The organism is Methanothrix harundinacea 6Ac (assembly GCF_000235565.1).
Taxonomy (GTDB): Archaea; Halobacteriota; Methanosarcinia; order Methanotrichales; family Methanotrichaceae; genus Methanocrinis; species Methanocrinis harundinaceus.
In genome coordinates, this window is record NC_017527.1 from 1,729,903 (window position 1) to 1,742,752 (window position 12,850).

Genomic DNA, 12,850 nt, shown 5'->3' on the forward strand with positions numbered 1-12,850 from the left:
CCTTCATAGTTATAATTATTTCGATCATCTTGTTATTGAATGTCTATATCATCATAAATTTGGATATTCAAAGGGGATGAACCTTCTGATCAACAAAACGCGATCGAGCGAGGATTAAGCTCATAAAAAGAGTTGCAGCTCCCCCTCGTCTCAGGGACGGTGCGCTTAAAGCTGTTCGGTTTGGAAAGGAGACCTCAAATTCGATCGGCTCAGCCTTAGCAGAGATCGCTTCACCTCTCGCCGAGGCTCTCCTCTATATCTCCCTCCATCTGGAGATAAGCGTCCCTCAGCTTCTCCATCTCCTCCTCGCTTGCGTCCCAGTATCCCCTCTTCTCGGCCTCGAAGAGCCGTTCCGCAATCTCAACGGCCGCGAACCGATTGTTCTCGAGGAGCCTTTCGCGAACCTCATCATCGAAGATGTACCTGTCGGCGATGGAGGACCAGATCCAGTTATCGACGGAATGGGTGGTGGCAGCGAGACCCAAGACGTTCTCCAACCTTTCAGCCACCTGCTGGGCACCGTGAAAGTCGTGCTTGAGCATCCCATCAATCCACTTGGGGTTGAGAAGCCTCGTCCGGACTCCTCTCGTCACCGCGTCCCTCACGTCCTCGGTCTGGATCGCCTCGCCTGTGGTGTCGGATATGAGCATCTCCGGCCGCTCGCCTCGCGCGGTCCGAACGGCGTTAGAAAGCCCTCCGAAGTACTCGAAGTAGTGGTCGAGGTCGACGATCTCCCTATCATGGGTGTCCCTCACCTGGGACACCAGGTCGACCCTGGCGAGGTTTGACCTGTATACGGCCTCGCTCTTGACGGCGTGGAGGTTTTTAGCATAGAGGTGGCTCATCGACTGGATGTAGACCTCGGCCAGCTCGTCCTCCGTCTTCCAGATAGAATCCTCGACGAGAGGGAGCATTCTCGTACCGTACTCTCCAGCCCTCGGGCCGAATATCCTGCCGTTGGCCATCCTGATGAGTGTCTTCTCATCTAGGTTTGATCCTCCATCGTCTTCTCCGGACTTTAGCCTCTCCAGGTTCTCGATGGAATGCTTCCGGACATAGTTCATATCAAGAGGCTCGTCAAGCCCCGCTACAAGGTTGAAGGCCTGGTCGAGAAGTTCCACCACGTTCGGGAACATATCCCTGAAAAAGCCGCAGATGTTCACCAGACAGTCGATCCTGGGCCTGCCCAGCTCTTCTAGGGGCACTAAGGAAAGCTTGGGCGCGAAGGAGCCGGGGGCCCTCTCGACTTTTACGCCCAGGTAGCTCAAGATCTGTCCCACCGACTCGCCGCCGGTCTTGGTCGTCTCAAAGCCCCAGAGGATGACGCCGGTCGTCTCGGGGCAGGTGCCGTTCTTCTCCATGTACTTGGATACGGTGTTTTCGGCGATCTCCGCGCCCCTCTCGAAGGCTGCTGGTGTTGGGATCTTCGTCGGGTCGAACTGGGTGAGGTTTCTGCCCGTTGGGAGGACTTCTGGCGACCTTATGACGTCGCCTCCGTCCCCCTGCTCGACGAACTCGCTTCCCAATCCCCGAACGAAATTTTCAAGCTCGCCTCCGTTCTGAGAGTAGCTCTCCATCAGCCTCAGGCCGTAACTGAGGGTCTTAATAAGCTCCTTTTTTCCCTCCCCCGATAGGCCGCTCTCATCGGCTGCGGCCTCTGTCGACAGATCGATGGCCACATCCACGAGCCTTCTGCACCACTCATCAATCTGCTCCAGATCTTTTGCAAAGCCCACTCTATTTTTGAGGGCGAAGTCGTAGTCGATCCCCTCGGACTCGGCGAGGATCCTGTTCAGGGACTTCAGCTCTTCGCGGTCGTAACGGAGGATGAAGACGACAAACTGCTTCATGACGTCGGGATCGTACTTATCCCCCAGGACGTGGAGGCCGTCGGGGATTATCCTCCGCTTCATCTCGTAGAGCTGGTCGTGGAGAAGATCGACCTCTTCGGCCTCGAAGTTCAGCTCCCTCGCCTTCTCCAGGATCATCTCCCGGACTCGCTCGCACCTTTGAGGGTCCTGGACCTGAGCTTCGGAGTGCTCGTCGATGAGGTCCTGAAGCTCTGCGTACTCCTCGTAGAGGTCGGACGCCGTGTAGGGAGGCGAGTTGTAGCCGACTATCGTCCCGTATAGTCTGCGCTTTGCGATCACCACCTCTGACGTGTTCACGACGTGGTAGAAGTAGAGGTGAGGCATGTTTCCTATCAGAAGGTCCGGGAAGCATGAAGAGCTCATCCCCACCTCCTTTCCCTTCATGAACTCGGCCAGGCCGTGGGTCCCGACGTGGACGACCAGGTCCGCCTTCCAGACCATCTCGAGCCATTCGTAAAAGGCGACGTACTGATGGTGAGGCGGCTTCGTCTTGTCGTGGGTGGCCGAGGCGAGGTCCTGATCCCCCAGGGGCGGACGGGCGGGCTGGATCCCGACGAAGACGTTCCCAAACTCGATCCCCGGGATCAGGATCTCCTCGCCGAGGGTCATCACTTTTCCCGGCGGCTCGCCCCAGGACTCGATCATATCCGATCCCATCTCCTCGGGCAAAGAGGCGAAGAACCGGCGGTAGCCTTCCGCCTTCATTGAGGGGCAGCTCTTCAGCGTCTCATCCTTCGAAAACCAGGTCCCAGAGTTCACTATCGAAAAGTCCTGGAAGAGCAGGTGGAGGTCCTTTTCGGGGAGGTCGACCCTGTAGCCCTCTTCGGCCATCCTCTCGAGGAGCCTTCGGACGCTTTTGAAGACGTCGAGGTACGAGGCCCGGCCGAGGTTTGCCTCCCCCGGAGGGTAGTTGTAGACTACGATCGCCACCCTCTTCTCGTCGTTTGGCATCTTACGGAGCCGGTTCCAGTTTCTGATCCGCGCGGCGATCCTGGATATCCGGTCGTCGATGGGGATCACGTCCTGGGCGTCGAGCTCTCCGACCTTGAAGCTCTGGACGCCGCAAGCGGGTATCGGCTCGATGCAGCCATCGAGCTCGGGCCAGATCACCGCCATGATCACCTCGGGGGGTGAGAGGCCCGTAGGCGACTCCATCCACTTCTCCACCTCCCTGCTGTACATGGGGGCGGGGGTGAAGACGGGGACGTTCAGATCCTTGAGGAGGTCCCGGGTCAGCTGATGGTTTCCTCCCAAGGGGCCTCCATTCAGCCTGAACCAGGTGAGGTTCACGAGGGCGTCAATGATCGACCGACCATCTTTAAAGAAGAACTTCCTCATGGCCCGGAGGTTGTGGATCCCGTCCGAGTAGACCGGCACCAGGTTCACGTCGCCCAGCTTCTCTGCCAGGGCCTTCAGCGTCGACTGGCACTGGTCGAAGTGCATATTCCCGTAGAAGAGGTAACCGATCGTAGGCCTATCTTCTGAGAAGCCGGAGCTCTCTAGAAATTCATCGAGGTCATCGAAGCTACCATAAACCGGATGGTATATCCCGTACTTGGGGAACTCCTGGGGATCTTTAGCCTTCGGTAGATCGCAGCCAAGGTGCTCGTTCAGGAAGTGGAGGAGAAGGTTTCGGTAGTTCTCTTTTCCGCCATATCTCCAGTACCGTGCGATCTTGACGTAGCTTGACGTATCCTTCATCGGGCCCACGGGCACCAACTTCCCAGCGGTGGCCATCAGGCTCTCGGCCCTCTGGATCTTCTTCCAGACCTCCTCGGGGTCCCTCACTTCCCCGGGATTTATGCGGTCAGCCAGCCGGCTTCCAGAAAAGGAACCGAGCCTCGTTATCCTCATCATCCGAGAGAAGGGGCTCGATAGGTTCACGACGATATTCTTCTCGTCTTTCAGGGCGTTGTAGACGACCTCGCTCGCGTGCCCCTCTCCCCTTATGTCGACGAAGACGGCGTCAGACCTCTTCAGATCCTCTCGAAGAAGCACCTCATCCACCTCTTCTTCGTCGATCGTGCGGGGGTAGTAGATCTTGAGGTCCAGGTCGAGGCGGAACTCTGCCTGGATCTCCTGGGCGGCGAGGGCGAGGCTCTTGGCCGGGACCGTCGATATGAAGGCGACCTTCATGGATCATGCTCCATAGATCAATCTGAAGAGGGGTAGACGAAGGCCCCCCTCTCCGATAGGTCGTAGTCTAGGCCCTGAAACTCCGAGAGGTACCTCTGGTGGGTCTCTACGGGATCGATATCCCCAAAGAGGCCCGGATGGAACCACTTGGCCATCTGCTCGATCCCGACGAAGTACCTGCAACTGCAGTATGGAAGGTAAGTCCAGAAGGGGGCGGCCATGGCGTAGACCCGTTCCTCCTGGACCGCCTTCACCCCCTGGAGCTCCGTCTTGTTCATCACTTCTTCCCTTGCGGCCTTCAACCTTGAGTAGTCCCCCGCCGCCTTGGCGTCGAAGTCGTCGTAGGAGACGAGCCTGATGATGACGTCGGGGTTCGCGGCGATCACGGCCTCGGGGTCCACCTCCCTCACAGGGCCCGCACCTTCGAAGATGTACCTCCCCCCGGCCATCGTTATCGGGTAGACGTCCGAGGGGGAGGTCTTATAGACGTCGTACTCGCAGTAGACCATTGGCCTCTCATCCTCGGGGATTTCGCTCACCTCATCCTCCACCGAACCCAAAACACCCTCATAAAAGTCGAGGAACTCCCGGGCCTCGGTCCCCCGCTCGAAGAGGATTCCGAGCTTCTCCACGTCCTCGGAGTAGGTCTCGGGGACGTTGCACCTGAACCTGAAGACGGTGAGCCCCGAGGCATCCAGCTTCGACAAAAGCTCGTCAAAGCCTCCGGATGGTCCTGGGCCAGGGTGGACTATCACCACGTCCGGCTCTAGGGCCAGGATCGTCTCCAGGTCGAACTCGTAGAAGTGGCCGATGCTGGGAAGATCCGCGAACTCCGAGAGGTAAGAGTACCTCTCCATGTCCTGGGGCACGCCCACTATCGTCTCTTTTGGCACCTTGATGGAGCGGAGGGTCTCAAGCTGCTGGGGAGTGGTGCATACCGCCCTCTCCACGGGCCTATAAATCGTCACCTCCATCCCTCTCCCGTCGATTATCGTCCGGGGATAGCTCTGCTGGATGTGCACGATCTCTTCCAATTCCTCGGAGCTCACATTGCCAGCGACTTGATTTGCCCTTGCAGCATCCAGCTCCTCGTCGGAGACTACCAGGTCCCCGTCGAGATCTCCGGGAACAGTCTTCATACAAGCGTTTTCTCCTTCTGCCATCCCCAAAAGGGAGATCGATAGAATCAGAACCATCAATGTCCAGTTTCGCATTATTATTTCCTCCTCAATAAAAGCACAAATAATTCTGAAAGAGTGCTAAAAGATTCACAAGATCTACATCCATCTATTGAAAGATAGATCCCGCTTCTCGCCTCCGTTCAGGGATCTGATCGGTACGACGTAAGGGCGATCTAGGTCCTTCATGACGACCGCCTCGACTCCGAAGATGGTCCTGATGTTCTCTTTGGTCAGGAGGGAGATGGGGTCCCCGACGGCGTAAATCCTCCCCTCCTTCAGCATCACGAGGGAGTCGGAGTACCGGGCTGCGAGGTTCAGGTCGTGGATGGCCATCACCGCGGATATGCCGGTCTTCTTGACAATGGACCTGACCGTATCCATGGCCTCGAGCTGGTGCTTGACGTCGAGGTTGGATGTCGGCTCGTCCAGAAGTAGGACCTCGGGCTCCTGGGCCAGGGCCCGGGCGATCAGGACACGCTGCTTCTGGCCTCCTGACAGCTCGGAGAAGTCCTTGAGGGCGAACTCCTCGACGTGGAGGAGCCTCATCACCTCGACTACCCGGTCGATATCCTCTTCGGCGACCCTCCACCCCATCCTTGGCCTTCTTCCCATGAGGATGGTGTCGAATACGGTGGTGGTGAGGGAGCTGGTCGTCGACTGGGGTACGTACCCTATGAACCTTGCCACCTCCTGGCGGCTCAAGCTCTGGAGGTTGCGGCCGCCGTCCAGGATGATCGTCCCTTTTGGCTTCAGGATCCGGTCGATGCACTTGATGAGGGTCGTCTTCCCCGATCCGTTGGGTCCGACTAGGCTCAGGACCTCGGAGTCTCCGACGACGAGGTTCAGATCATCCAGGATCCTCCTGCTGCCGTAGGAGAAGCTGAGGTTTTTGATGGTGATCTTCACCAATACTCCTTCCTCCTTCTCAAGAACAGGTAAATGAAGAACGGAACGCCGAGGAAGGATGTCATGATCCCCACCGGCAGGATCACCGGCGCGAGGACGGTCCTGGCGACGGTGTCGGCGGCCAGGAGTATGAGGGCGCCGACGAGGGCCGAGGCCGGTAGAAGGAACCGATGGTCCCCCCCGACGACCATCCTTGTGATGTGGGGCGCGACGAGTCCTATGAACCCGATCGTCCCGGTGAAACATATGACGCTCGCCGTGATGAGGGATGCCAGCATCATGCATAATACCCGTACGAACTCGACGTTCACCCCGAGGCTCTTGGCCGTCTCGTCCCCGGCCCCCATGGCGTTGATGTCCCAGGCGAAGTATACGAGGGCGACGGTGCAGACGACGGTCACCATGGCAATTATCGCCACCTTATCCCAGGATGACCGGCCGAGGCTTCCCATCATCCAGAATACCACCTCGTGGACCTGCTCGGACTTTCCGATGTACTGCAGGAAGGATGTCATGGCACTGAATAGGTACATGATGGCGATCCCGGCGAGGATCATCGTCTCCGGGGTGATCCCCTTGTACCTGGCAAGGCCGTAGACGGTCATCGATGCCAGCATCGTGAATATGAACGCGTTTCCGACAATAAGCCACTGACCGCTGGCAAACCCGGCCCCGAGGATGATGGCGAGGGACGCCCCGAAGCTGGCGGCGGATGCTATCCCGAGGGTGAAGGGGCTAGCCAGGGGGTTTTTTAAGATCCCCTGCATCGCAGCCCCGGCGACGGCTAGCCCCATCCCGGCGAAGATGGCCATCAGCACCCGGTGGAGCCGCAGCTGCCATACGATCGTCTCGATGAAGCTCGTCGTCTGGAACGTGTCGGGGAAGAACCGGGCCAGGATGGCGGTGTAGACCTCGACCGGGGTGATCTTGGCGGAGCCGAGGGTGGCGGCGACCCCGGCCAGGACCACGATCCCGGCCACCGAAGCGAGGATGAAGAGGACCTTCCTCCCGACGAACCGGGAGTACTCATCCCTCAGCTCCGAGGCGTCTGCCGGCGTACCTGGTGACATCAGACCGGGATAGACTAGTTATTCATTAATAATTCTTGCGGTATTAGTTTTACTATTTAATTTCTAGCCTTGAACACGTCTGGAGATCGGTTATATACGATAATCTTCCTCATCAATAGGCAAAATCCAACGGTTACATCAAATATCGGCATCAATAATTGGGGCCATCAATAGCTACTTATATACTTAAACTATAATATTAGTAAAATTTTTATTTAATTGGTAACACGAAAGAAAGTTTTATATCATTTAGTATGATATGGTCCCTAATATCAGGTGAATACCGATGCACCATTTAAAGAGAAGGACTCTTCCATTTACTTCCATAGTAGGCCAAGAGGAGATGAAATTCGCCCTCATCCTCAACGCCATAAACCCCCGGATAGGCGGGGTGCTCATAAGGGGGGATAAGGGGACGGCGAAGTCGACGGCAGTAAGGGCCCTGGCAGAACTTCTAGCAGATATCCCTGTGGTGGAGGGCTGCCCCTTCAACTGCAATCCTTACAACCCGGAGGAGATGTGCGACCTGTGCCAAGAGAGGGGGGAGAATCTGAAGGTCGCCTCCAGGAGGACTCCCGTCGTCGACCTGCCCCTGGGGTCCACCGAGGACAGGGTGGTGGGGTCCCTGGACGTCGAGAGGGCGATAAAGGAGGGGATCAAGGCCCTGGATCCCGGTATCCTGGCAGCGGCAAACCGGGGGATCCTCTACATCGACGAGGTGAACCTCCTCGATGATCACGTCGCCGACGTCCTCCTGGACTCGGCCGCCATGGGGGTCAACGTCGTCGAGAGGGAGGGGATCTCCGTCGCCCACCCCGCCAAGTTCATCTTGGTGGGGACGATGAATCCGGAGGAGGGGGAGCTGCGGCCACAATTGCTGGACAGGTTCGGCCTCCAGGTCAACGTCGAGAGCATCGACGACGTCGACATGAGGATGGAGATTGTGAAGGCCGCCGAGGAGTTTGAACGGGACCCTGAAGGCTTTGCCGAGGGGGCGAGGGTCCATCAGGAGGATCTACGCCTGAGGATAATGGATGCAAAAGAGATCCTGAGCGACGCCCTTCTCGGCGACGACCTCCTCAGGGCGATGGCCTCCGCCTGCATAGATCTGGGGGTGAAGAGCCACAGGGCCGAGATAGTCATAACCAGGACCGCAAAGACGATCGCAGCTTTCGAGGGGAGGACTTGGGTGGAACAGAGGGATGTGGAGAGGGCGATGAAGTTAGCCCTTCCCCATCGGATGAGGTCGAAGCCCTTTGAGCCCCCATCCCTGAATGAGGAGAGGCTCAAGGAGTCCATCCAAAGACACCAGCCGAAGAAAGAGACGGAGAGTAACGAGCCCGAAGAAAAGAGCGCGCCTCAGCAAGAAAGGCCCCAGACCGACCAGGAGGAGAGCGAGGGGAGCAGGAGAGAGCAACGGCCCAGAGAGGAGAAGGTCTTTGATATCGGCGACCCCATAGACCCGAGAAGGATGGAGATGCCCCGCCGAAGGGACGGAGTCGCCAGGAGAAAGTCCGGGGGCAGGAGAATGAACTCCTTATCCCTCCGAAACTCGGGAAGGTATCTTCACTCCAGACTCTCCAAGGGGGGGATGGACATAGCTGTCGATGCCACGATCAGGGCCGCAGCCCCCCACCAGAAAGGCCGCCGCGGGGCCAACGCCGTCAACGTACGGGGAGAAGATTTCCGGGAGAAGGAGAGGGTCAGAAAGGTCTCTGCCGTCGTCCTCTTCGTGGTGGATGCGAGCGGATCGATGGGATCGGTGAGGAGGATGGAATCGGCGAAGGGTGCCATCCTATCGATGTTGATGGACTCCTATCAGAAGAGGGATAAGGTGGGGATGGTCGCCTTCAGGAAGGGGGAGGCGGAAGTCTTGCTACCCCCCTCCTCCAGCGTCGATCTGGCGATGAAGAGGCTTCGAGAGCTTCCCACCGGAGGGAAAACGCCCCTCTCTTCGGGGATAGCCAAGGGTCTGAGAGCCCTCCAGGCGGAGATCAAAAAGGACTCAGAGACGAAGCCGATAATGGTTCTGATATCGGACGGCAGAGCGAACGTCTCCACGGGGGGTAATATAAAAGAAGAGCTGATGGCAATCTCCGAGCAGGCCCGGATGAGCGGCGTTCACACCATAGTGGTGGATACGGAGGTGGTGGAGAGTTCCTTTATGGAGATTAGGCTTGGGTACTGCCGTGAGATAGCGGTGGCCTCAGGAGGACGTTACCATCGGATATCAAGCCTCAGCTCCGATGCCATATTCGAGATAGTGGATCGGGAAGAGAAGCTCCTCTTCGAGGCCAACACCTTAATCGATGCTTCTAATGCCCATTTTTGAGGAGGGTAAGAGATGAGGCCTGCGATCCTGGCGGATAAGCTGACCAAAGATTATGCCGGAAGGAGGGTTGTCAGCCGACTCGACCTCCGGGTCGAGAAGGGCGAGCTCTTCGGTTTCCTCGGTCCAAACGGCGCCGGCAAGACCACCACTATGAGGATGCTGACTACCCTCACCAAGCCGACCTCAGGAAAGGTCGAGATCAACGGATTTGACGTCGCTGCTGACGGAAGAAATATCAAGGCGAGCTTCGGAATAGTTCAGCAGCATCTGAGCCTCAACAGGGAGCTTACGGTGAGGGAGAACCTGGAGCTTCACGCCCGCCTTCACCACATCGGCCGAAGAGAGCGGAAGGAGAGGATCGACGAGCTTCTCGACTACGTGGAGATGACGGAGAAGCAGGATCAGCTGATCGACAGGATCTCCGAGGGGATGAAGAGGAGGACGATGATAGCTCGTGCCCTCATACACCGGCCAAAGTTGATATTTCTTGACGAGCCGACGGTGGGGCTCGACGCCCAGACCCGCAGGAGAGTCTGGGATCTGATCCGGGCGATGAACTCTGATGGTGCCACCGTATTTCTCACCACTCACTACATCGAAGAGGCTGAGGCACTCTGCAAAAGGGTGGGGATAATTCACCAGGGCAATATGATCGCCCTCGGAAGGCCAGAAGATCTCTGCAGGGATGTCGGATCTATCGCCGTCGAGGCGAGGCGGAAGGGGGGCGAAACAAGCTACCTGTACTTTCCGGATCGGCCCTCGGCGGCTGAATATGTTCAGACTCAGTCTCAGGATTTCGGAAATATAGTTATCCGAGAGTCGAACCTGGAGGACGTCTTCATCGAGCTGACCGGCCGAAAGGTAGTGGGTGGGTAAGATGGACTTCTACACTATCCTCTGGGCCGACTTGATGATCATGAGGCGAAGGATGACGAGGTACCTCGTCACGACCCTAGTCAGCCCAATTCTCTACCTCTTCGCCTTCGGCTGGGGCCTCGGGAGAGATATAAGCATCGAAGGGGCTAGCTATCTAGACTTCGTGATTCCGGGGATCATAGCTCTCACGGCCATGAACAGCAGTTTCGTCGGGGCCGGGGCGAGGCTGAACGTAGATCGGCTATTCTTTAGAAGCTTCGACGAGTTTCTCATGGTGCCGATCAGCACTTTGTCGCTAGTATTCGGCAAGGCGATGATCGGGGTATTTCGGGGCCTGGTCAGCTCCATTGCCTTTCTGGCCGTTGCCCTCCTTCTGTCCCCCACCTTCAGCCTAGGTCCCCTTTTCCTGGTGAGCCTCGTTCTAACGTGCCTCTCGTTCTCATTTTTGGGGGTGCTAGCGGCCCTTCTGGCCAAGTCTCATGAAGACATGAACACCTTCAGCAGCCTTATTCTTTTGCCCATGACCTTTCTTGCTGGAACTTTCTTCTCTCTATCCCAGGTTTCCGGTGCCCTAAAGCTAGGACTTTATGTCCTTCCCCTGACCCATTCGAGTCTATGCCTTCGGGCTGCAGCGCTGAACCAACCCTTCCCTTGGACGTCTTTTGTTGTCATATGTCTCTTTGTCTTCCTTTTCCTAGCGGCATCTATTGCGACCCTGAGACAGATTAGCGAATAAATAAAGAGTTAATATACAACATCTTAAAATTTTTATAAGATTCGCTCATTGCTTATCGTCTAAGGATATAATCCTGAGCTTTATATTTCTACAGGAACGGCTACGCCTGCAGTAAGGGCGGACGGGTCAGCGGCTCGGAGGCGACGAGCTGGAAGGTCGACGACTGGGTCTTCGACGAGATCGCTAGGACCTCAGTCCTTGACGACGAGATAGGGCGCTTATTCGAGGTGGAGAACGCCTGGGCGATGTAGGAGATCGGCCGGCGGCTCCTGGGGGCGAGCGAGCGGTGCCGCTGGGACTCCGACCCTGAGGCGATGGTTGAGTATACGCCGCACGCCTCGAGATGGTGGGGTTGATCAATGATAGGCACGGCGAGGCTGGCGAGAGCTTCTGTTGTGGAATGCTGTACGACTTTCAACCTCCGGAAGGTCGATGCATGGCGGGAGACGATATCGAGGATTCCGGAGATCTGACCCTCGATCGAAGACTATGGTTTGCTACAAAAAAACCGTCGAGCTGCCGGGATGAGGCCGGCAGCGGAGCGGATCACCCCCGACGGTCCGGCCATCTTCAGATCGCCGGGTAGACGAAGAAGTTCTCCTCGGGGTATTTTAGCCCCCTCATCTCCAGGTACTCCCGGTAGACCCCCTCGGGGTCGAGCTCCGCCTCGGGGTGGATCATCTCCGCCCAGTAGGTGAGGCCGACGACGGCTCCCGTCCCCAGGGTTATGTCCCTGAAGATGACGTAGACCCTGCCGTCCTCCGCGGCGGGGGTGGAGTCAGCTCCGGGGCGGCTCTCGATCTCTCCGACGAAGGCCTCCATCTCGGTGGTGTTCGTCCAGCCGAGCTGGTTTATCGCCGCCGGGACCTTGATTATCACCTCGGGCATCAGGGCGAGGACCGTCTCCCATTCCACCTTGGGGTTCGCCTCATCCGCGGCGATGACGTTCTCCCCGCCGGCGAGGGCGATCATCTCGGAGGGGGCAGATCCCTGGCCATAGGTCCAGAGGGCCCCCAGGTCCGAGGCGGACCCGCCCTCGACGTAGACCCGGGGCCTACCGAGCCCCGAGACCGCCTCGACTACAGAGGCCTTCTTCTCGCCGACCCAGAGGTTGTAGGCCTCGGCCTCAGACTCCCGGTCCAGGACCTCTCCGAGGAGGGCCATCTCCTCCTCCAGGTTCTCTGGTTTGTAGAGGTCGAGGCCCAGGACCTCGATCTCCTCGAAGGGGGCGAGGTTCTCATCCACCTCTGCCGCCTTGCTGGCATAGCAGATCACCAGCATCCCCGCCCCCATCTCCCCGTCCTCCTCCCTTCCGAGGTCGGCTATCTTCTCGTAGTTGAACTCCTTCCAGGTCCCCACCGTCTCCCAGTCGCGAGAGAACTCGGTGAAGTAGTGGGCCTTGTAGGAGATGTCCACCGACCCCACGATCTTCTCGACCTCCCCGAGGATGCTCACCGCCTCGGCAGCATCGGAGTTGAGGACGACGATCTTCTCAACGGGGCCTTCTATCGTCACGGATCTCCCCGCCGAGTCGGTGACGGTCAGGGGATAATCGACGGCCACCGCCATCCCCGAGGTCAAAAAGACGCTCAGGGTTAAAAGCAAGATCAAAGGCACTTTCTTCAAAATCAAGCCACCTTTCAGCTTTTTAATGTAGATCTCGAAGATCTTTATTAACTAATAAGAATTTCGGTCGATAATTTGTAATTTGAGGCGGAGACCGAAAGCCGGATTAATGGGAC

The 12,850-nt window shown here is 57.6% G+C and carries 9 protein-coding genes; 4 read left to right on the forward strand and 5 right to left on the reverse strand.

The features are described 5' to 3' along the window. Positions 1–230 precede the first annotated feature (230 nt). From bchH to MHAR_RS08240, 4 genes are all read right to left on the reverse strand, one after another. The gene (gene bchH, locus MHAR_RS08225; protein ID WP_014587154.1) at positions 231–4,007 is read right to left on the reverse strand and encodes a magnesium chelatase subunit H; all 3,777 of its coding nucleotides are present in this window, start codon (positions 4,005–4,007) and stop codon (positions 231–233) included. Positions 4,008–4,024: 17 nt separating this feature from the next. Continuing rightward, a complete protein-coding gene (locus tag MHAR_RS08230; RefSeq protein ID WP_187287798.1) occupies positions 4,025–5,146 on the reverse strand; it encodes an ABC transporter substrate-binding protein in 1,122 nt (373 codons plus the stop codon). Between the two features lie 138 nt (positions 5,147–5,284). Continuing rightward, positions 5,285–6,097, reverse strand: a complete 813-nt coding sequence (locus MHAR_RS08235; RefSeq protein WP_014587156.1) for an ABC transporter ATP-binding protein — start codon at positions 6,095–6,097, stop codon at positions 5,285–5,287. After that, positions 6,091–7,164 carry a FecCD family ABC transporter permease gene (locus MHAR_RS08240; protein ID WP_014587110.1) on the reverse strand — a complete coding sequence of 358 codons (1,074 nt, stop codon included), beginning with the start codon at positions 7,162–7,164 and terminating at the stop codon, positions 6,091–6,093. The genes MHAR_RS08235 and MHAR_RS08240 overlap by 7 nt, the downstream gene beginning before the upstream one ends. 286 nt (positions 7,165–7,450) lie before the next feature. Here MHAR_RS08240 and MHAR_RS08245 point away from each other — a divergent pair, with 286 nt between their 5' ends. From MHAR_RS08245 to MHAR_RS13450, 4 genes are all read left to right on the forward strand, one after another. Continuing rightward, the gene (locus MHAR_RS08245; RefSeq protein ID WP_014587157.1) at positions 7,451–9,496 is read left to right on the forward strand and encodes a magnesium chelatase subunit D family protein; all 2,046 of its coding nucleotides are present in this window, start codon (positions 7,451–7,453) and stop codon (positions 9,494–9,496) included. A 12-nt stretch (positions 9,497–9,508) separates the two neighbouring features. Continuing rightward, the gene (locus tag MHAR_RS08250; protein WP_014587158.1) at positions 9,509–10,372 is read left to right on the forward strand and encodes an ABC transporter ATP-binding protein; all 864 of its coding nucleotides are present in this window, start codon (positions 9,509–9,511) and stop codon (positions 10,370–10,372) included. Between the two features lies 1 nt (position 10,373). Continuing rightward, complete coding sequence (locus MHAR_RS08255) at positions 10,374–11,108, forward strand: ABC transporter permease (RefSeq protein WP_048144529.1); 735 nt, start codon at positions 10,374–10,376, stop codon at positions 11,106–11,108. Positions 11,109–11,460: 352 nt separating this feature from the next. Beyond that, entirely contained in the window at positions 11,461–11,694 is a 234-nt protein-coding gene (locus tag MHAR_RS13450; RefSeq protein WP_143763358.1) for a hypothetical protein, read from the forward strand. Here the strand turns inward: MHAR_RS13450 and MHAR_RS08265 are convergent. Beyond that, entirely contained in the window at positions 11,679–12,725 is a 1,047-nt protein-coding gene (locus MHAR_RS08265; RefSeq protein ID WP_228369646.1) for an ABC transporter substrate-binding protein, read from the reverse strand. The genes MHAR_RS13450 and MHAR_RS08265 overlap by 16 nt on opposite strands. Between the last annotated feature and the right edge of the window lie 125 nt (positions 12,726–12,850).

Excerpts from the sequence above, each read along its gene's own strand:
- bchH (WP_014587154.1), bottom strand. The coding sequence starts at position 4,007 with ATGAAGGTCGCCTTCATATCGACGGTCCCGGCCAAGAGCCTCGCCCTC.
- MHAR_RS08230 (WP_187287798.1), bottom strand. The coding sequence starts at position 5,146 with ATGAAGACTGTTCCCGGAGATCTCGACGGGGACCTGGTAGTCTCCGAC.
- MHAR_RS08240 (WP_014587110.1), bottom strand. The coding sequence starts at position 7,164 with ATGTCACCAGGTACGCCGGCAGACGCCTCGGAGCTGAGGGATGAGTAC.
- MHAR_RS08245 (WP_014587157.1), top strand. The coding sequence starts at position 7,451 with ATGCACCATTTAAAGAGAAGGACTCTTCCATTTACTTCCATAGTAGGC.
- MHAR_RS08250 (WP_014587158.1), top strand. The coding sequence starts at position 9,509 with ATGAGGCCTGCGATCCTGGCGGATAAGCTGACCAAAGATTATGCCGGA.
- MHAR_RS08255 (WP_048144529.1), top strand. The coding sequence starts at position 10,374 with ATGGACTTCTACACTATCCTCTGGGCCGACTTGATGATCATGAGGCGA.